Source organism: Aeromonas australiensis (genome assembly GCF_000819725.1).
GTDB lineage: Bacteria > Pseudomonadota > Gammaproteobacteria > Enterobacterales > Aeromonadaceae > Aeromonas > Aeromonas australiensis.
The window spans coordinates 76,127-97,006 of sequence record NZ_CDDH01000009.1 but is presented as its reverse complement, the minus strand read 5'-3'; the positions used below and the strand labels follow the sequence as shown (position 1 = coordinate 97,006).

Annotated in this window: 14 protein-coding genes; 8 read left to right on the top strand and 6 right to left on the bottom strand. The window is 55.9% G+C overall.

Translation table 11 applies throughout. The features are described from left to right. Positions 1 to 782, bottom strand: a 782-nt coding sequence (locus BN1117_RS01865) for a transposase (RefSeq protein ID WP_040094465.1), incomplete at its 3' end; no start/stop codon positions are given. Between the two features lie 266 nt (positions 783 to 1,048). Between BN1117_RS01865 and BN1117_RS01860 the strand changes: the two genes are divergently transcribed. The 3 genes from BN1117_RS01860 to BN1117_RS01850 all read left to right on the top strand — a co-directional run bounded on the left by BN1117_RS01860 (position 1,049) and on the right by BN1117_RS01850 (position 5,977). Then, on the top strand, positions 1,049 to 2,548 hold the full coding sequence (locus tag BN1117_RS01860) for a histidine-type phosphatase (protein ID WP_040094463.1): 1,500 nt from the start codon (positions 1,049 to 1,051) through the stop codon (positions 2,546 to 2,548). 863 nt (positions 2,549 to 3,411) lie between these two features. Then, positions 3,412 to 4,746 carry an SNIPE associated domain-containing protein gene (locus BN1117_RS01855; protein WP_040094461.1) on the top strand — a complete coding sequence of 445 codons (1,335 nt, stop codon included), beginning with the start codon at positions 3,412 to 3,414 and terminating at the stop codon, positions 4,744 to 4,746. Positions 4,747 to 4,756: 10 nt separating this feature from the next. Next, a complete protein-coding gene (locus BN1117_RS01850) occupies positions 4,757 to 5,977 on the top strand; it encodes an SNIPE associated domain-containing protein (protein WP_052441384.1) in 1,221 nt (406 codons plus the stop codon). Positions 5,978 to 6,060: 83 nt separating this feature from the next. Here the strand turns inward: BN1117_RS01850 and BN1117_RS01845 are convergent, their stop codons facing one another. The 3 genes from BN1117_RS01845 to BN1117_RS01835 form a co-directional block, all read right to left on the bottom strand. Next, complete coding sequence (locus tag BN1117_RS01845) at positions 6,061 to 8,436, bottom strand: YgiQ family radical SAM protein (RefSeq protein WP_040094459.1); 2,376 nt, start codon at positions 8,434 to 8,436, stop codon at positions 6,061 to 6,063. A 158-nt stretch (positions 8,437 to 8,594) separates the two neighbouring features. After that, positions 8,595 to 11,717 (bottom strand): efflux RND transporter permease subunit, encoded by a 3,123-nt coding sequence (locus tag BN1117_RS01840; protein ID WP_040094457.1) that lies wholly within the window; start codon positions 11,715 to 11,717, stop codon positions 8,595 to 8,597. Further along, complete coding sequence (locus BN1117_RS01835) at positions 11,717 to 12,766, bottom strand: efflux RND transporter periplasmic adaptor subunit (RefSeq protein WP_040094456.1); 1,050 nt, start codon at positions 12,764 to 12,766, stop codon at positions 11,717 to 11,719. Before BN1117_RS01835 ends, BN1117_RS01840 begins: the two co-directional genes overlap by 1 nt. A gap of 197 nt (positions 12,767 to 12,963) precedes the next feature. On the opposite strand from BN1117_RS01835, the gene BN1117_RS01830 reads away from it, so the two are divergent. Further along, positions 12,964 to 14,502, top strand: a complete 1,539-nt coding sequence (locus tag BN1117_RS01830) for a sensor domain-containing diguanylate cyclase (RefSeq protein WP_040094454.1) — start codon at positions 12,964 to 12,966, stop codon at positions 14,500 to 14,502. A gap of 45 nt (positions 14,503 to 14,547) precedes the next feature. Continuing rightward, positions 14,548 to 15,423 (top strand): patatin-like phospholipase family protein, encoded by an 876-nt coding sequence (locus tag BN1117_RS01825; protein ID WP_040094452.1) that lies wholly within the window; start codon positions 14,548 to 14,550, stop codon positions 15,421 to 15,423. Positions 15,424 to 15,494: 71 nt separating this feature from the next. Here the strand turns inward: BN1117_RS01825 and BN1117_RS01820 are convergent, their stop codons facing one another. Both BN1117_RS01820 and BN1117_RS01815 read right to left on the bottom strand, forming a co-directional pair. After that, positions 15,495 to 16,835 carry an APC family permease gene (locus tag BN1117_RS01820; RefSeq protein WP_040094451.1) on the bottom strand — a complete coding sequence of 447 codons (1,341 nt, stop codon included), beginning with the start codon at positions 16,833 to 16,835 and terminating at the stop codon, positions 15,495 to 15,497. Between the two features lie 201 nt (positions 16,836 to 17,036). Further along, entirely contained in the window at positions 17,037 to 17,303 is a 267-nt protein-coding gene (locus BN1117_RS01815) for a helix-turn-helix domain-containing protein (RefSeq protein WP_040094449.1), read from the bottom strand. A gap of 257 nt (positions 17,304 to 17,560) precedes the next feature. Here BN1117_RS01815 and BN1117_RS01810 point away from each other — a divergent pair, with 257 nt between their 5' ends. The 3 genes from BN1117_RS01810 (at position 17,561) to ompA (BN1117_RS01800) (ending at position 20,799) form a co-directional block, all read left to right on the top strand. Then, entirely contained in the window at positions 17,561 to 18,157 is a 597-nt protein-coding gene (locus tag BN1117_RS01810) for a hypothetical protein (protein ID WP_040094447.1), read from the top strand. Between the two features lie 308 nt (positions 18,158 to 18,465). After that, complete coding sequence (ompA, locus tag BN1117_RS01805) at positions 18,466 to 19,491, top strand: porin OmpA (protein ID WP_040094445.1); 1,026 nt, start codon at positions 18,466 to 18,468, stop codon at positions 19,489 to 19,491. A 306-nt stretch (positions 19,492 to 19,797) separates the two neighbouring features. Next, entirely contained in the window at positions 19,798 to 20,799 is a 1,002-nt protein-coding gene (gene ompA, locus BN1117_RS01800) for a porin OmpA (RefSeq protein WP_040094443.1), read from the top strand. Positions 20,800 to 20,880 lie beyond the last annotated feature (81 nt).

Here is a 20,880-nt window from a genome sequence, read left to right as displayed (position 1 = left end):
GGAATATGACCCCGCTTGTCAGGCCGGATAGCGCGGCCGGTCCAATCCACCAGCATCAGGTAGTCAGTAAAGGAATAGGGCAGCCCTTCAGGCTTCCCCTGGCTGGCAAACGGCAGCAACAGTGGTAACAACACCTCAGGGGCAGCAGGCTCTTCCAGGCGCTGTTTGATACTGGTGTAGTCACTCTGCTCGGGCCGAGCTGTCAACGCAGCTCGGATCGGATTGAGGTCAACATACGCCATACAGGCCAACAAGGCTGATTCGGTGAGCAAAGCCTGGCTCTTGAAGCGCCCTTCCCAGAAATGGCCCTTGCAACCATCTTCCTGATTAGCCTGACGGGCCAGATTTTCATTGAGTAGCCGAATAAACCAGCTGATGGAGTGAAGCCGCTCCCGCCATTGGGCCAGCAATTGCTGTACAACCGCCAGCTCAGGCTCGATCAACATCTCCCCTTGATACCAACGCCTGACCAACAGCGGCCACTGAAAAAGCGCCGCCCAGCGCTCAGCCACTTCCCGCTCACTCCAATTGGCAGCAGCGTCGGGCTCCACCTTGAGCACCAGATGATAGTGATTGTTCATCACCGCATAGGCACAAATGCTGATGGCAAACAGCCGTGACAGTTGTCCCAGTTTGTCGACCACCCACTGACGCCGATGCTCGTAGCTCTGGCCTGAATGGGCATCTTCCCCACACAGAAAAGCGCGCCGCACACAACGGCTGACCACATGGTAATAAGGCGTATCCTGCAAGCTGATTTGACGTGAACGGGCAATGGTCATGGCGTATCCCTCGACAGTAACTCCTTAAGCCAAGTACAGGATTACGCTGCTGTCAAAAAGGTGGGTGTCCCAAAAAAGGAAAGGGATTGTGAGAGGCGCAGTGGTTGGTTGAGCCTCTATTGCCCTCCCTGTAGCCATCCTCTGCCCCTCCCCTTGCTTACTGCTTTATCAGAAGTCATCAGCCTGTCATCTGGCTGACATCCCGCGGTCATTTTCAAGCCATAGAGTTTTTCACTTATTTTTCATATGGATAGATAAGGAACATCATGACTTTCCCGCGCTCTTCTTATGTGGCTTTGGCCGTCTCACTGGTCTTGCTTGGCGGCTGCCAGTCAGAGAACGAATCGTCTGCCGACAGCCAGGGCAAAACCGCCTACCAATACAGCACCAAAGCGGTCTACAGCCCGCAGCAGCAGGCGGAGAGCTACGAGCCAGCGCCCCAGGGGTTCAGCCCGGTCTTTACCGAGATGGTGGCGCGCCACGGCTCGCGCTCCCTCTCCAGCCCGAAATATGACGTGCTGACCAAGCTGGTATGGGAAGAGGCGCAGCGTCAGGGGGCGCTCACCACTCTCGGGCAGGGGCTGGGAGGCAAGGTCGATCTGGTGACGGCCGCCAACCAGAAACTGGGCTATGGCCTGCTCTCGGCGCTGGGCAAGGAGGAGCACGCCAATCTCGCCAACCGGCTGGCGGCGCGGCTGCCGACCCTGCTCAACAGCAGCGAGCCCCACTGCATCAAGGTGGTCACCTCGGGCAAAGACAGGGCCAACGAAAGTGCCTTCTACTTTATGGAGAGCCTCAAGCGCGACGTGAACTATGTCAGCGACTCGGCGCAGTGCTACCTCACGCAGGATGACCCCTCGAAGATCGACAAAAAGCTGGTCAACAAGTTCGAGCTCTACTTCCACAAGACCACGCCCGAGGGGAATTACGCCCGCTACCTGCCCGCCTATGAGAGCTACCAACGCTTTATCGGCGACGAAGATGCCGGAATAGCCCCGGCCCCCGAGCTGGCCAGGGCGCTGGATCAGCTTAAAAACCTTAGCAAAACCAAAGAGATGGCCCGCAGCATGCTGGAGCGTATCTACAGCAAGGGCTTTGTCGACTATCTGGCGGGCGGCGTCGAGTTTGTCGCCGTCAACCCGGAGGATGGCGGCATGACCTATGTGCGCGACGAAGTGGATGCGGCCCTGATGCTCTACAACCTCTTTATCATCGGCCCCGGCATGATCCGCGAAGCGCAGGCACAGGACAGCGAGACCTGGGCGCTGGAGCAGTTCCTCACCCCGGAAGAGTCTGCCTGGTTCTCCTACCTCTCCGATGCGGAAGATTTCTACGAGAAGGGGCCGAGCTTTGCCAACCAGAGCGCCCCCTACGCCATTGCCCAGCCGCTGCTCGACGGCCTGTTTGGCGAGGTGCAACGTCAGGTGGTGGAGGGCGAGCAGAGCCGACGGGCCACCCTGCGCTTTGCCCACGCCGAAGCCATCATCCCCCTCGCCGCCCTGATGAAGCTGGAAGGGAGCCGTCAGGGGGCCAGCGCGGATCAGCTGTTCAGCCAGCAGAACAACGAGTGGCGCGGCGGCTGGGTCTCCCCCTATACCGCCAATATTCAGTGGGATATCTACCAGAACGGGCAGCGGCAGGTGCTGGTCAAGATGCTCTACAACGAAAAAGAGATCGCCTTTAAAACCGGCTGCCAGCCCTACCAAAGCGGCAGCCACTACTACGACTTCGAGGAGCTCAAGCGCTGCTACGGCTATAACGGCTAACCCTTAGCGCGCCGGATATGGCAATCACAAGGGGCGACCAGCAGGTCGCCCCGATCCACTCCCCTTCCCTGCTTGCCAAAGCGGGATATGGCGATAAAGCCACCTTCCAGTTCCATTTGCTGATCCAGTTCAAAAAACGATTAATTTCTGATAGTTGAGTCACTTTAAGGCTCGCCCAGGCAGTTTCGTTTGGCTTACCATAGCCAGCCATAACCTGTTGAACTGCGATGGGTTGCTGCCAGCGCGGGTCAAGGGAGCATATTGGAAGCTGCAATCCACGGGCGGTAGCGTGGGATTTGGTGGTGTTACGCCTTACTCAGAAAGGTGGGTGTCCCAGATTTTCCCTGTTTGCCAAAGCGGGATATGGCTACAAAACCGCCTTCCGGCTCCATTTGCTGATCAAGCTCTAAAAACGATTAATTTCTGATAGTTAAGTCACTTTAAGACTCGCCTCGGCAGTTTCGTTTGGCTTACCATGGCCACTCAGAACCTGTTGAACTGCGATGGGTTGCTGCCAGCGCGGGGCAAGGGAGCATATTGGAAGCTGCAATCCACGGGCGGTAGCGTGGGATTTGGTGGCGTTACGCCTTACTCAAAAAGGTGGGTGTCCCAGATTTCCAAAAAGGTGGGTGTCCCAGATTTCGCCATACGATGCCTATTAATCACAGATTGAACCCTACCTGTTGATTAACTCAGCGTTTTGAAGCTGTCATCCACGGGCGGTAGCGTGGGATTCGGTGGCGTTATGTCTTGCTCAGAAAGGTGAATGTCCCTGAGTTCCCCTTTTCACAGCTCGCTAACATTAATAAATGGCGAATTAAATTTTGATATTATTCAAAAAATAAAACTTTAAGGATACAATAATGGAAAGTGTACCACCAGATTTACCGGTCATATTTTTTTTAGCAGCACTGACAGTGTTAATGTTAGGGTTTCATTGGTTACGACAGAAAAACAAATATAATTCTCTTATTTTATCTCGTCAAAAACAAATGGACGAAAATCCTATTGAGGTGATCCTTGATCAACTTTCAGTCCAGTATAATGAAATTGAAAGTCACATAGAGCATGGGCTAAAAGAATTCAACTCTCTAAACGAATGCATAGCGCAAACAAAAAAACTTTCAAAGTTCATTGATATTGGTTTACCACCACCTACATTTAAACTAGGTGACAGCGAATCCTTAAAAGAGAGTATCAATAAATGTAGGGATGAACAGTATAATTTCATAGTTAGAGGAAATGCTACTTATGCAATATCAAACTGGACTTTCTTTGGCAGTGATTCTGATGGCACCAAAATGACTGAGGATTATCGTTCACTATTACTAAAAGCTTTTAATGCCGAGTTTGAAACAATACGAAAAAAAATGCGTCTTAATAGTTATGATGTGGCTTTAAAAAAGCTACATAGATTAAATGAACAACTTACTAAATTAGGTGAAACTGTCGGTGCATACATTACAACTCAGTATCTTGATTTTAAAGTTAAAGAACTTACTGTTTGGCATCAAGAGCTAGTTAGACTTGAGGAACTGAAGCAGATAAAGAAAAAGCAACAAGCAGCACTAAGAGCACAAAAGTCATCTGGTGATGATGTGGATGAACTGGATGAGGAGATCGGTGCAACAGAATCACAATTAAGAAGAGCACAAAAGGCTGCAGAAAAATTGGTCGGTGAAGAACGAGCTAGGATGCAGTTACGCATTGACGAAATTGAGGCAGAAAAGAAGAAACTGGAAGAAAAATACTCTCGTGCTATTTCACAAGCCCAATTAACCAGAGCCGGTTATGTATATGTAATATCCAATCACGGTAGTTTTGGTAAAGATGTTGTTAAAATTGGTATGACTCGACGTCTGGAACCAATGGATCGAGTAATTGAACTAGGTGATGCCAGTGTCCCATATAAGTTTGATGTTCATACTCTGGCATTCGTTGAAAATGCACCAAGTGTAGAAAAAACTCTGCATGAAATGTTTTCTGAAAAACGCGTTAATAAAGAGAATTTTAGAAAGGAGTTTTTCATTACTGATCCCAAAACAGTTAAAGAAGCAATGGAAAATATGGGAGTTTTATCTGATTGGTACTTTGAGGCCGAGGCAAAAGAGTTTCGTGAGAGCGAGCTAATACGATCTACATTATATGCTCAAACAAGCAATATGAGACTTTCATCCACATTACCTACAAGCATCTAGGATAAATATCATGTTGATTATTAGTGTTATCATTTTTTCTCTCGCCGTGATATTTTCTTTTTATTGTTACAAAGACCTAAAAAAATTAAAACCTACTTATGATGAACTTGAGCTAAAATTTTCACCTATTGAAAAAGAAAAAACAAAACTGAGTGCGATTGAAGCTAAATATAGATTGCTCCAGCAAGACTATCAACGTGGTATAAATACACTACAACTGCAAGAAGATTTAATCAGTCAATATGATATAGGCATAGGGACTGTAGATCCGGTGATGTATAAAAGCTCCAGTGGTTCATCCTGCATAGACATACTAAACACAAGACTTACAAATGTTCAGAATGATGCAAAAAAACTTGTAAAGGATAAGCAAGCTTGTATTTGCACCTTAGGAGATAACCTAACTGTAAATAACAGCAAAGCAAAAGCAAGAACGCTGATTAACCGTGAAATAAAATTGCGCCTTAGATGTTTCGATAACGAGGTTGACGCTGCGATTTCATTAGCGGATTGGAATAATATCAATCGTTTAATAAGCCGTGTTCGACGCAGCTTTGATGAAATCAATAACTGTGGAAAAATAATAAAAACTCAGATTCAAACGCCCTACCTCTTACTAAAAATTGAAGAATTGATGCTTTCCTATGAGGTAGAAAAATTAACAGCAGACATAAAGGAAAGCGAACGGGAAGAAACTAGGCTCAGAAATGAAGCCGAGCGTGAGGAAGCAAAGATAAAATCTGCAGCAGAAAAAGCGCAAAAGAACAGAGAGTTGATGGAAAAACTAATTCAAAACGAATTGAGTAAGCTTGATTCGGCTACTGAGGAACAGCGTGAATTGCTGGCAATGCACCAGCAGGAGCTAGAAATTCTAAAACAACGTGAGAAAAGAGCCGTATCTATGGCACAGCTTACCCGAGCTGGATATGTTTATGTTATTTCTAACGAAATGTCCTTTGGCCCTGATGTGGTGAAAATAGGTATGACTAGACGGGTAGACCCATACGATCGAATCCGTGAGTTGGGTGATGCCTCCGTACCAGACACTTTCGATGTTCATGCAATGTTTTACTGTGACGATGCCCCCGCACTAGAATCGTCACTACATCAGAAATTTGCTCATGCTAGGTTGAATTTGGTCAATAACAGGAAAGAGTTCTTTAGAGTATCACCGGACGAGGTAATTACCGCAGTGGAGCATAATGGTATTGAAGTGCTCCGGGCGGCGTAAAACGATGTAATCCCATCTTCAATCAGTAAAAAGGCGACCATTCGGTCGCCTTTTTATTTGGATTGCTTTCCAGTCAGGAAAACTCACCGCGCCGGTCGCTTGGCACCATTCCCTTTAGCCGCAGGCTTGCCGCCTTGAGCAGCGGGTTTGGCACCCGGCTTGGCAGAGCCTGCGCGGGTCGGCGCCTTGCCCTTATGGGCGGGTTTTCCGGCAGGTTTGCTCTTACCCACATTCTGGCCCGCACTCTTGCCTTCGCCCTGTGCGGCCGGTTTGCCATTAGCCGCCCCTTTTTGCAACTGGGAACCCACCGGCTTGCCGCCCGTCGGTTTGTTGCCTGCACCATTGCCGCGCTGATGAGCAATGTTGCTATGGCGAGTCAGGGCCGGTTTCAAGCCCTTGCCGCTGGCGACACGCTCGTTGCGCCGCTCATTCCTACCTTCTGGCGGCACCAGACAGCCGGGGCCATTGCCAATCAGGTGGCCCTTGCCCATGGCGAGCAGGGCTTCGCGGATCATCGGCCAGCCAGCGGGATCGTGGTAGCGCAGCAGCGCCTTGTGCAGGCGGCGACGGCGCTCGCCCTTGGCGACAAACACATCGCCACCGGTGCGGCTCACCTTGTTTAACGGGTTTTTCTCCGTGTAATACATGGTGGTGGCATTGGCGAGCGGCGACGGATAGAAGTTCTGTACCTGATCGAGCTTGAAGCGGTTCTCTTTGACCCAGAGCGCCAGATTGATCATGTCTTCATCCGTGGTGCCCGGGTGGGCGGAGATAAAGTAGGGGATCAGGTACTGCTGCTTGCCCGCCTCTTTGGAGTATTTGTCGAACAGCTCCTTGAACTGGTAGTAGCTGCCCATGCCCGGCTTCATCATCTTGGAGAGCGGCCCCTCCTCGGTGTGTTCCGGCGCGATCTTGAGGTAGCCGCCGACGTGGTACTTGGCCAGCTCCTTGATATAGCGGGGATCTTCCACCGCGATGTCGTAACGCACGCCGGAGGCGATGAGGATCTTCTTGATCCCCTTGAGGTCGCGCGCCTTGCGATAGAGGTTGATGGTCGGGCTGTGGTCGGTGTCCATGTGCGGGCAGATGGTGGGCCAGACACAGGAGGCGCGCCGGCAGGTCTGCTCGGCTTTGGGGCTCTTGCAGCGCAGCTTGTACATGTTGGCGGTGGGGCCGCCGAGATCCGAGATGACACCGGTAAAGCCCGGCACCTTGTCGCGGATATCTTCGATCTCCTTGAGGATCGACTCTTCCGAGCGGCTCTGGATGATGCGCCCTTCGTGCTCGGTGATGGAGCAGAAGGAGCAGCCGCCAAAGCAGCCGCGCATGATGTTGACCGAGGTCTTGATCATCTCGAAGGCGGGGATCTTCTCGTTGCCATAGGCAGGGTGCGGCACCCGCTGGTAGGGCAGGCCGAAGACGCCGTCCATCTCCTCGGTTTCCAGCGGGAAGGCGGGCGGGTTGACCCAGACGATGCGATCGCCGTGCGCCTGCGACAGGGCGCGGGCGCAGCCGGGGTTGGTCTCGTGGTGCAGAATGCGCGAGGCGTGGGCGTAGAGCACCTTGTCCTCTTTCACCCGCTCGAACGCCGGCAGCTTCACATAGGTTTTTTCCCACGGCTTGGGCTTGGCCGGCTGCACCAGCACAGGCTGGGCTTCCTGCGCGGCAGGTGCCGCTTCAGTGGAGTCATCCGAGCATGGGGCCCCTTCCATATAGGGGTTCATGATGGGATCGATGCGGCCAATCTGGTCGAGCTTGCTCGAATCCACCCCTTTCCAGCCCGGCAGCGGCTCCTTGCGGATAACGGCGGTGCCGCGAATATCCTGCATGGTCTCGATGGTCTCCCCCGCGGCGATGCGGTGGGCCACTTCCACCAGCGGCCGCTCGGCGTTGCCGTAAATCAGGATATCGGCCTTGGCATCGAGCAGGATGGAGCGGCGGATAGTCTCGGACCAGTAGTCGTAGTGGGCGATACGGCGCAGGGAAGCCTCGATGCCGCCGATGACCACCGGCACCTCCTTGAAGGCCTCCTTGCAGCGCTGGGTATAGACCAGGGTCGCGCGATCCGGCCGCTTGCCCCCCACATCCCCCGGGGTGTAGGCGTCGTCGTGGCGCAGCTTTTTATCGGAGGTGTAGCGGTTGATCATGGAGTCCATGTTGCCCGCGGTCACCCCGAAGAAGAGGTTCGGTTTGCCCAGACGCATAAAGTCATCCTTCGATGACCAGTCCGGCTGGGCGATGATGCCGACCCGAAAGCCCTGCGCCTCCAGCATGCGACCGATGACCGCCATGCCGAAGCTCGGGTGATCCACATAGGCATCCCCCGTCACCAGAATGACGTCGCAGCTGTCCCAACCGAGCTTGTCCATCTCTTTGCGGGACATGGGCAGGAAGGGCGCCGTGCCGTAGCACTCGGCCCAATAGCGGGGATAGGAGAAAAGGTTGGGTACCGGCTGCATTTTAACCACCTGGAACAATTCGGGTCGCGCATTATACCGATTGCGGCCAAGGGGGGCGATGGCTTTTTGTCCCTATAGATCCCGCGGAATAGGCCGCCGCCCGCAATAGCAAGGGCGCCCGCAGGCGCCCTTGTGATGATAAGCGTGAAAGCGGGCGATTATGCTGCCGGTGTATGTCTCTCACTCTCACTTGCCCCCTTGGCGGCCAGCGCTTCGTCTACCTGCTGATCCCGCGCCCCTGTCATGCCGGCGTGACGGGCGATCAGATGGTAGATGGCGGGCACCACCAGCAGGGTAACCAGGGTCGCCAGCGACAGTCCGAAGAAGACCACGGTGCCCACCGCCATCCGGCTCTCGTAGCCCGCCCCCATGGAGAGTATCAGCGGCACAGCGCCGATAATGGCGGTGAGCGAAGTCATCAGGATCGGGCGCAGGCGGCGCTCCGAGCCTGCGATGATCGCCTCCTCGAACCCTTCCCCCCGCTGGCGCAGCTGGTTGATGAACTCGACGATGAGGATGCCGTTTTTGGTCACCATGCCGATCAGCATGATCATGCCGATCTGGCTGTAGATGCTCATCTCCTGCCCCGTCAGCCAGAGGCCCAAGAGACCACCGAAGATGCCGAGCGGCACCGTCATCATCACCACCGCCGGAGTCAGGGTGCTCTCGAACTGGGCCACCAGCACCAGATAGACCACCAGCAGGGCGAGGCCAAAGACCAGTACCATCTCCCCCTGATTGTCGCGGTAATCCTTGGACTCACCGGCGTAATCTACCGCCATGCCGGTGGGCAGATTGGCGTTGGCCCAGCCATCGAGAAAATCGAGGGCCTCACCCAGCGAGTGATCCGGGTGCACGTCAGCAGTGAGGGTGATCGCTTTTTGCCGCTGATAGTGGTTGAGGCGGTTGGCGGTCGCCACCTGTGTCACGGTCGCCACGGTCGATAGACTGACCATCTCGCCATTGGCCGCTTTCAGATAGATACGGCCAAGATCCGAGATACTGTTGAATTCCGCCGAGTTGCCACGCAGGTAGACATCATACTCCTCACCTCTATCGACATAGGTGGTCTTGCTCACCCCGCCCAGCATGGCCTGCAGGGTGCTGGCGATGGTCGAGACCGGAATGCCGAGCTGGCTGGCGCTGTCACGATTGATGCTCACCTGCAGTTCGGGGGTATTTTCGGCGTAGTCAAGGTCCGGGTTCACCATCAGGCCACTGGCCTGGGCGGCCTCTTTCAGGGCCAAGCCCTGTTGATGAAGCTCGCCATAATCGTTGCCTTGCAGTACGAACTGCACCGGTGCGGTGGAGCCGCCGCGAAAACCGGGCATAAAGGGGCGGATCATCACGTCGGGTATGCCAGAGAGTCTGGGCCCGAGTGAACGGGCAAACTGGGTGGCGGTCACATCGCGCTCGGCCCAGTCGGTGAGCTGGATAATCACCATACCGGTCTGATCGCCGCCGCGGCCAAAGGCCGGGGTACTGAAGCTCATCGACTGCACTACCCCCTGCCCCAGCATGGGCATGATGGCGGCCTCCACCTGTTGCATGTTGCGCTTCATCCGTTCGATGCTGGTCCCCTCTGCCCCCTTGACGAAGACAAACACCACGCCGCGATCCTCGGTGGGAGTCAAACTGCTTTGCAGTTGGCTGAACAGGGCCGCTATGCCCCCCAGACAGAGCAGCAACACCAATGGCACCCAGCGGGAGTGGCGCAGCAGCCGGCTCAAGCCAACGCGATAGTGGCCCTCGACCCAGCCCAAACCACGGTCAAGGGCAGCAGTCAGCCGGTTGGGTTTATCCAGCGGGCGCATCAGCCAGGAGCCCATGGCCGGGGTCAGCGTGAGCGCAACCAGCGAGGAGCAGAGCACGGCAAGCGACAGCAAAATGGCAAACTCGGTAAAGAGCCGCCCCACCATGCCATCCATAAAGGCGATAGGAACAAACACCATCACCAGCACGGCGGTGGTGGCGATGACCGCAAAGCCCACCTCGCGGGTACCGTGCCAGGCCGCCAGCAGCGGCGGCTCCCCCCGTTGCAGATGGTGGTGGATGTTCTCCACCACCACGATGGCATCATCCACCACCAGTCCGATGGCGAGAATAAGGGCCAGCAAGGTGATGAGGTTGATGGAAAAGCCGAAATACCAGGCGCCGATAAAGGCGGAGATGAGCGACACCGGCACCGTAATGGCCGGAATGAGCGTGGTGCGCGCCTGCCCCAGGAACAGGTAGAGTACCGCCACCACCAGCACGGCGCAGATGGCCAGGGTCTTATACACCTCATCAATGGCCTGCTTGATAAAGATGGTGGCGTCATAATCGACCTCAAGCACAGCCCCCTCTGGCAGGAAGCGCTGCATCTCGACCAGCTTCTTCTCAACCCCCTGCGCTACCGCCAGCGGGTTGGCGGTGGATTGGGCAACAATGCCGATCCCCAAGCTCTCGCGGCCGTTGCGCTGGTAGGCACTGTCTTCGTTTTTGGCCCCGACGTCCACATCGGCCACATCCGCCAGATAGATGCTCTGACCATTCGCCAGGGTACGGATCTGCAGTTGCTGAAAATCCTCCGCGCTGTGGTAAAGACGGGCGATCTGCACTGCCATGGTCATGGCGTTGTTGCGGATCTCGCCCCCCGGCAGTTCGATATTCTCCCGCTTGAGGGCCTCCTGCACATCGGTAACCGTCACTCCGCGTGCCGCCATATCGGCTGGTCGCAACCGCACGTACATCACCCGGGTCAGATCGCCAGAGAGCACCACCTCACTCACCCCGTCCACCAGACTCAGGGGGTCAACCAGGATCCGGTTGGCGTAGTCGGTCATGGCGGTTCTGTCCATCTGGCTGCTGCTGAAGTTGAGCCAGACTGACACATCGCCGCTGCCGCTATCTTTGGTGACCAGCGGCTCATCCGCATCAACTGGCAGGCTGCGCTTGGCTCGCGCCAGCGCATCACGTACATCGGAGACCCCCTCTACCATGTTCCAGCCCAGCTTGAACTCAACGGTGATCATCGATCGCCCCTTGCGGGTCACGGAGTTGATGTTCTTGATGCCGCTGATGCCGGAGAGCTGATCCTCGATGGGCTTGGTCACCTGACTCTCCATCACCGAGGGAGCCGCCCCCTCATAACTGGTGGTGATGGAGACCGACGGAGTCTGCACATCAGGCATCTCCCGTACCGTCAATTTACTAAAAGCGACCAGACCAAATACGGTGAGCAGGGCGCTCAGCACCACCGCCACCAGCGGGCGACGCACAGAGATATCGGAGAGCCACATCAGCCATTTACCTCTGCCAGATCGCGCACCAGCATGCCATCACGCAGGTTGACCAGCCCCTCGACCACGATGCGATCTCCCACTTCAATCCCTTCGGTGATCCAGACGCTCTCCCCTTCGGTCTCGCCGAGTACCACCGGCACCCGCTTGACCCGGCCATCGGCCTCGAGACGGTAAACAAAGCGCTGCTGACCGGCATACTCCACCGCCTGGGCAGGGATTAACGTGAGCTCGCGGGCGGGCAGTGCCAGTTCAACATTGAGCAGCATGCCGGGGCGTAGCTGGCCGTTGCCATTGGGGATCATCACCCGCGCCTTGATATTCTGGGTATCGTTGGAAACGCGACTGTCGAGGGTGGTCAGGGTGCCGTTAAATTGCTGATCCGGCCAGGCAGTGCTGGTAGCTGTCACCGCCATGCCCGGCCGCAGCAGGGAGAGGTAACGCTCCGGCACCGCCAGATCGAGGCGCAGTTTGTCCAGTTCATCGAGATGCAGCAGGGTATCGCCGCTGTTAACCAAGGCCCCTTCGCTGAGATCAATCAGGCTAACAGTGCCGGCAAAGGGGGCTGTGAGTGTGCGCAGGGATAGTTCATAACGGGCGGCATCGAGGCGCGCCTGTACCTGGGCCACGGTGGCCTCCTGACCATCCAGCTCGGATTGGGTGACGGCACCGCGAGCGACCAGCTTGCGCATATCACTCAGCTTGCGGTTCTCGTCGCGCAGGCTGGCGCTCTGTTCTGCCAGTGCAGCCTGCTGCTTGCCCGCATCCAGCGCGATCAGAGTCTTCCCTTTCGTCACGCCCTGGCCAGACTGCACCGCAATCTTGACGATGCGGCCGGTCACCTCGGGGCTGATAACCACAGAGCGATTGGCCACCAGCTTGCCCACCAGCTTGAGGGTCGGTTCTGCCAAACTCTGCTGGACGGTTTGGGTGCGGATATTGACCTGTCTGGCCGGTGCTTTGGCGGTGGGTTCGCTGTACCGCAACGCCCAGACGCCGGCAACCACAATTAGAAGAAGGCCCAAGCCGAGCCAGATACGCATTTTCATCGAACGGTCCATGAACAGTGAGAGGGTAAATCCAGATAGGGGCCATTTTAGCCCCAGACTATGCCGTGACTATGTATAAATGTGACAAAACGTAACAAGAGCGGGATAAGCTCCCCCTGTTTCAGGTCGCGCCGTTTGTTTTCACCCCACTTCGCATACACTAACGACAATTTCCTTCGCAACCCGACTGACTGCCTATGCCCAATATGTCTGACCACCGCTTTCTCACACGCCTGACCTGGCTCCTGTTGGCCGTGGTCATCCTGCTGATTGGTCTGACCTTGCGACAAAGCCTGAAACAGATAGAGCGCCTCTATCAGAGCGATACCCGCAACAGCGCCAGCTACCTGCGGGATCGGTTCAAACAGACCGAAGTGTTTCTGGAGGCGATGCGTGGCCAAGCCGAGGAGCGACTGCGCAGCGACCCCCAGTCACCCTTGACTCGTCAACTCTATCGCCATATCGAGACGCAGCCAGAGGGGTTGGCACTGGATAAATTGCCCAACGATTTACCGGAAGGATTGGTGGGTAACCTCACCGGATTAGGCCCGCTACCACCGGTTGGCAGCGAGCGAGAAGCGAGAATCCATCTGGCCCTTAGCCTCTCCCCCCTGCTGGCCACCGCCAGCCAGCGCCTTGGCAACGAGATCATCTGGGTTTACTTCACTGGGGTGGACAATTTTATCTATCTCTACCCCTGGCAGCCTTCCAGCGTGTTTCGGTTCTACCCAGCCATCTATCAGAAAAGCTTCTGGCAAGACACCCTCAACACCGCGGATCCGGAGCAGAAAACCGTGCTCTCTCGCCCATATGAGGACTTTATCGGACGAGGGTTGATGGTCACCATGTCTCAGCCTCTCTATAAAGAAGGGGTTCTGGTGGGCATGATCAATATGGATGTGCTACTTAACCGATTGCAACAACAGCTCGCTCAGCTGGCCCCGGCTCTGGGGGAGTATCTGTTGCTTAATCAGTACTATCAGGTGCTGGCCAGCAGCGCACACCAGCCCGTGGTGCCACAAGACCCCGAGCCGACCGACGAATACCTGTGGCGGCAAGGGGCATTGCAACTGACCATGGCCATCCCCGACACCCCGTTGCGTCTGGTGCACCGGGTCAGCCTGCTACCGCTCACCGTGGCCATAATCGGCCAATCAGCACCGACCCTGCTCGCCATCTTCTTTTTGCTGTTGGCGGCCCTCTCCAGCCTGAAATCCCATCGCCTCAACCGGCAGCTCAACTACCTCTCCTGTCACGATGCCCTTACCGGCGCCCTCAATCGCCACTATCTGGAACTCGAAGAACAGTCGGGCAAGCTGGCGCAGTTGCAAGCAGGGCTGCTGATGTTCGATGCGGATCACTTCAAACGGATCAATGACAACTTCGGCCATGCGGTCGGTGACATCGTGCTGATCCGGCTGGTACAGATCTGCCAGCAGCAGCTTAGGCCCACAGATCGCCTGATCCGCTGGGGGGGCGAAGAGTTTCTGCTGCTGATTGGCCGCGCTGATGCAACGCAGCTCGGCGAGCTGGCGGAGCGACTGAGAACGGCGGTGGCAGATCACGACTGGGCCGCCATCGAGCCCGAGCTGGTGGTCACCATCAGTCTGGGCTATCACCCCCACGAAGCGGGTATCCCACTCAACGAAGCGGTCCGACGTGCCGATATAGCGCTTTATCAAGCCAAAGCCAACGGACGCAACCGCAGCGAAAAATGGCTGGGTGACGCCTGCTGACTCTCAGAGTAAGCTGATCTCTCAACCCTTTTTTGGAGGACTGTCGTGCCACGTAAACCCCGCGTTGGGCTCGCTCTCGGGAGCGGCGCCGCCAGAGGATGGGCCCATATCGGCGTCATCCGCGCCCTTGAACGTCTCGGCATCAAGCCGGATCTCATCGCCGGCTGCTCCATCGGCAGTTTTGTTGGTGCGGCCTATGCCGCCGGTGAACTGGATCGGCTGGAAACCTGGGTACGTGGATTCACTCGCCTGCAGGTGGTCAGCCTGCTCGACCCGGCCCTTTCCGGCGGACTGTTTCGCGGCGACAAGGTATTTGGTTTGGCAGCCAATCACCTGGGCGACCCTGACCTCGAGAGCCTGCCCATCCCTTTCGCCTGCATCGCTACCGAACTCGATACCGGCCGTGAGATCTGGCTACAACAGGGCCCGCTGCGCCAGTCGGTACGGGCCTCCTGCGGTATGCCGGGGATCCTCACACCGACCCGGGTCAACGACCGCTGGCTGGTCGATGGCGCCGTGGTCAACCCGGTACCCATCTCGCTGGCCCGCGCCATGGGGGCCGAGGTGGTGATCGCGGTCAACCTCAACACCGACATGCACCAACCCTGGACCGACGAGCCGGATCAACCCGGCAGCGGCGGCCTGCTCAGCCAGTGGCTCAATCGCGGTGAATCCGCGCCCGCCACCCCGGGCCTGTGGAGCGTGATGAGTGGCTCCATCAACATCATGCAGGAGCGTATTACCCGTGCCCGGATGGCTGGTGATCCGCCAGAAATCCAGCTCTGCCCCCGCCTTGGCAGCTTCTCCATCATGGATTTTCATCGCGCTAACGATGCCATCAGTGAGGGGGAAGCCTGTGTCGAGCGCAATCTCGATCAGCTCAAGGAGGAGCTGGGCCGCCTCGGGTTGCTGGGCAGTTAGTTGTCGATATACAGCGGCCTCCAAATAAAAAAGCGCCGTTTGGCGCTTTTTTTTTCAACTCACTTACCCGGTCACTCCTTACGGTAGAAGAGCAACCCGAGCAGAATCACCCCCACCGAGACCAGCAGATAGAGCCCCAGACTGGGATTGGTGATACCGCCATACAGAATGATCAGCGCCCCCAGGGTGGCACAGGTCGGGATCACAAACCGCTTTATCCAGCCCAACTCGACAAAGGTGCGCATGTACCAGACATAGAGGAACAGATAGAGGCCATAAATCAGCACGATCGGCATCTCGTCCAGGGCGATGTAACGACCGAATGTCTCGTTGATGCTGCAGTACCAGAGCACTGAGTAGATCAGCGATAACAGCGCTGCCGCGCGGGCTGAGTTGATGGGCATGTGGTGATGCGGTTCGATACGGCTCATCCATTTGGGGGCTGGCCCCTGATTGCGGATCGCCAACGAGTAGGGAATCCGCATGGTCGCCAATACCAAACCATTGAGAGTGCCGAGGCAGGAGATAATCACGAACACGGTCAAAATGGTCGAGGCAGTCCCGCCAAACAGGCTGGTTGTCGCGAGATTAACCGCGTTATCCCCTTGCGCCACTATCTCGTCCGTCGGCAAGACGCTGGCGATCCCCAGAAAATAGGTGACATAGACCACAAAGACGATCAGGGTGCCAATCACCAGCGCTCTGGGCAGATTCTTCTTGGAATCGCGAATTTCACTGTTGATGGTCACGGCGGCAATCCACCCCTCATAAGCGAAGGCGGTGGCAACCACGGCCGTGGCCAGAGTGCCTCCGGTGCTTCCTATCCCATCCATTGCCTGCACAAAGTTGGTCACGGTGACACCATTGAGCAAGCCTGAAATGGTGCCCACAATGGCAACCAGGATCAACGGGATCAACTTGATCAGGGTAGAGCCCACTTGCAGCTTGCCCGCCAGGACCGGGGTATAGAAGTTGATCAGATAGGTGACCGTCATATAGACAGCCGCCAGTATCCAGGTCGCACCAGAGTTGGTCGGATTATCACTGCCGAGCAAGATCATGGTGTAAAGAGCGGCGACCCAGGCAAGGATGGCGGAAAGAGGGGCGTAATAGAGTACGCCTTTGAACCACCCCACCAGATAACCAAACATTTTGCCGTATGCCGCTTCGGCATAATCAACGATACCGTTGGACTTTTCGATCCGCTGGGCAAACTCGGCAAACACCAGCGCGCCGAAGATCATCGAAAATGCCCCCAGCGCCCATGCCAGCAGCGCAATGGCCAGATTGCCGCCAGTCAGACGCAGTACATCATCGGCCTTGAAGAAAACACCGGAGCCGATCACCACGCCGACCACCATCGCAATGGCCGTCATCAGGCCATAGCGTTTATCCAACTCATTACTGCTCATACCCATACTCCATACCGATTGCTCATATCATCCTGAATGTAATAGTGTTCAGGTGGCCAGAAACCACCAGAAGGCCCACTTTTCGGGGCCGCCTATTCTCGTTGGCCAGCATGGATAATTCAAAGCGTGTTCGATCAAAAAATCGATCGGCGACCCAAAAAAAATACCGCCCGAAGGCGGCATTTCTATTCACATCGATGCTCACACCTTGGCGAGGTCATCCGGACCAATCTGGCCGATTTCGGCGACTTTTTTGTCTGCCAGCAGCCAGAGGGTGAACTTGTGCAGATCCGGGTGGTGCGCCAGGGCAACCAGGAAGGCCCCCCCAACTTCACGGTAACCCAGCTCGTAGTTTTTCAGCGTGGTAGGAGGAACACCCAGCAAATCTGCAAACTTCGGACGGCTCAAACCGACCGCTTCACGGATCTGACGGATCTTCTTGCCAACAGTGACGATATTTGAATTCATAATGTTCCATACTCCGTTCGGCGGATGGACTCCACCTTTATTTTTCGCGACGACTCGTAGTCAAGTGTATCAGTTTTGTACGGACTCGTTATGGTCGAGCCTCTATATTATGAGCGCCTTTCGGCTACAACCCTTGCCTTCAAGGGGGGATGGTAATCCCTCAGCCGCCTCAGGTAAACAGTCTCGAAAAGAAACCTTTATTGTGACCCCCACAATAACTCGTATAATCCGCCAGCTACCCATTAAGAGGAATAAGTATGGCGTTTCCCGGCATTATCTCTCGCCTGCACCCCGTTTCAAGCCCAGCAGAGCTGGCACAACAGCGCCTGCAAGGTGAACAATATCGCGCCGAAGCATTCTGGCTTCCGGCCTTGATGTCCAGCCATGCCAGCGAACTGCTGGCCGTCCTGCCGCAGAGCTGCAGCCTGTTTCTTGAACAGGCATGCCCGGAGCTGGCCTTGCGCAGCCACGACGGCACCCTGCATAACAATAAGCAGCTCATCACGGTAAATGGCCAGGCTATTGCGCTGGCAACCACCCCGGGTGATGGTGGTCTGGTGCCCGAATCGGGCATGTGCGAGATGGCCGACTGGCTGGAGGCGGGACACCGCCACTTCATCTGTTCAGCTGCGGTTCAGCCTGTGGCTCGCGCCATCCTCAATATCTGGCCATTGGATCCCTATTTGGCTCGTCATTTTCTAACCAGCTTTACACCGCTCTTGAAGAGTGCCACCGAGCAGGATTATCTCGCGGTCTTTACCACCAGAGCGGATCCTGCCAGCCCGCATAGCGACTGGGTTCAGGCTTATATGACGCTGGAGAAGAAACTACACAGGGCCTATCTGGATCACTAATTAATCTGGATAAACAGCCATTTAAGGGCACGACACAATTTGCCACAGGGCTCATTTGTGAGCTTGATCATGTTTTAAAATCGGCATAGAGTGCGCCTCGTCATCGGAATGACATCAATTGCCTGGCAGTGGTTTCTCACGCTTTGCGTGCCATGCCAGCGCACTCGACACACCAGGAGAGTGTGCAATCCGGTTATACCGGGTTATCTGCCAGACTCGACGCCAGCCGTTCGGCGGAGCCTGCAGCTTACATAAATTACAAAGTGTGAAGCACGTGAACAACGTGCGATCTCAACGAGGATTTCTTTATGATGAAAATGGCCCCTTCCATGATCGCCATCGCCATGGCTGCTCTGGGTGCTACCGCTGCTAACGCCGCTGACGACATCTACTTCGGTGCCGGTGTCGGTGCTACTCACTTCAACGGCCTGAACAAGCTGGAAAGCACCAATGTAGGCCAGGAAGACGCGGCTGCTGCCAACGCCTTCATGGGTTACAACTTCACCGAGAACTTCGGTACCGAACTGGGCTACCAGTACACCGGTCGTGGCAACACCGACGGCAACCGTTACGAGAGCCAGGGTGCCACCCTGTCCGGTATCGCCCGTATGCCGGTTGGCAACGACTTCTCCCTGTTCGCTGAAGGCGGCGCCTACTGGGGTCACACCGACGGTCTGGGCACCAGCGACACTAAAGTTTCCCCGCTGGCCGGTGCCGGTGTGACTTACAAGGTAAGTGACGCGCTGGATCTGCAAGCTCGCTACCGCTACATGTGGGACGTGGCTGACCTGCACGCCAACGGTGAGCGTTACAAAGCCAACCAGAGCATCGCGACTCTGGAAGCGGTATACCACCCGTTCCGCACCTCCTACGTTGCACCGGTAGCGGCTCCGGCACCGGTTGTTGAAGAGGCTCCGGCTCCTGCTCCGCAAGTGGTAGAGAAGAACTTCGCCCTGAACTCAGATGTGCTGTTTGCCTTCGGCAAAGAGACCCTGAAGCCGGAAGGCGTTGCAGCCCTGAACGCTCTGTATCAGCAAATCGTTGAGTTCCAGCCGAAAGATGGCAACGCTGTTGTTGTTGGTTACACCGACCGCATCGGTTCCGACGCTTACAACCAGAAGCTGTCTGAAGCCCGTGCCCGTACCGTTGCCAACTTCCTGGTGAGCAAAGGTATGGCTGCCAGCAAAGTGGCTATCGAAGGTCGTGGCAAAGCCAACCCGGTTACCGGCACAAAGTGCAACGGCGTAACCGCTAAAGCTCAACTGATCTCCTGCCTGGCTCCGGATCGTCGCGTAGAAGTTCGCGTATCTGGCGTACAAGAAGTTCAGCAATAATCTGACCTGGTTCAGATAGTGCGAAAAAGGGATGCTGCGGCATCCCTTTTTGTTTTCGTGGTTTGCATTTTCATTTCACCCCCTTCCCTCTCTGCGCTTGCCCTGACCTGCCCCGGAAGCATAAAGTAGTTGCACCAGTAAGGTATTGGATACGCACGAAAAAGCGCTTCTTGTCCGGTCTGTTGTCCATGACGCCAATGCATCATGAGAGTCCAAAGCCTTCGCTCTCCACTTTGCTGGCGATTTTTCGCAGCAATAAAAACAAGTACATTGCCCGATATGGGCTAATACAACGAGGATAAACCGATGAAACTCAAAATGGCTCCTACCCTGATTGCACTGGCACTCGCCGCCGCAGGCACCACGGCTCAAGCTGCCGATGACTGGTACACCGGTGTTGGTGCAGGTTGGGCTTATGCTCACAATCTGGATGATGTCCAGGGGCTGAATACCGACAAGGATGCGACTGCACTGAGTCTGTTTGGCGGTTACAACTTCAACGACTACTACGCAGCTGAGCTGGGCTATCTCTACGCCGGTAAAGCGGGCGTTGACGGCGCCGATTTCAAAACCCAGGGGGCAACCCTCTCCGGTATCGCCCGCCTGCCGCTGGGTGACATCTTCTCGGTGTTTGCTGAAGGTGGCGCCTACTTCAATCACGTCAACGGCAATGGCAACAGCGACAACGGCACCGCCCCCCTGGCCGGTCTGGGCCTGACCGCCAAGCTCTCCGACCTTATCGATGTGCAGGCACGCTACCGCTATCTGTGGAATCTGGGTGACGAGCAGAAAACCTGGGAGAGCGACATGAGCGTCGCGACCCTGGAGTTGGTACTGCACCCGAACCGCACCTCTTATGTTGCCCCGGTTGTTGCCCCTGCGCCTGAGCCGGTTCCCGAGCCGGTACTGGTCGACAAGAACTTCGCTCTGAGCTCTGACGTGCTATTTGCCTTTGGCAAATCCACCCTCAAGCCAGAAGGTGTCGCAGCCCTTAACACCCTCTATCAGCACATTGTCGAGATCCAGCCGAAAGATGGTAGCGCAGTAGTTGTCGGGTATACCGACCGTATCGGTTCTGATGCTTACAACCAGCAACTCTCCGAAGCCCGCGCCCGTACCGTGGCCGACTTCCTGGTGGGCAAAGGTCTGCCTGCTGGCAAAGTTGCCATCGAAGGTCGCGGTGAGGCCAATCCGGTTACCGGTAACCAGTGCAACAACATCAAGGGCAAGGCAGAGCTGATCGCCTGCCTGGCACCGGATCGCCGTGTGGAAGTACGCGTCACCGGCGTACAGCAAGTACAACAGTAATCCTGTCGTCCGATATCACAAAGGAGGCCATATGGCCTCCTTTTTTATACCTGTGTTTTGGCCTTGATGGCTGCCTCGATA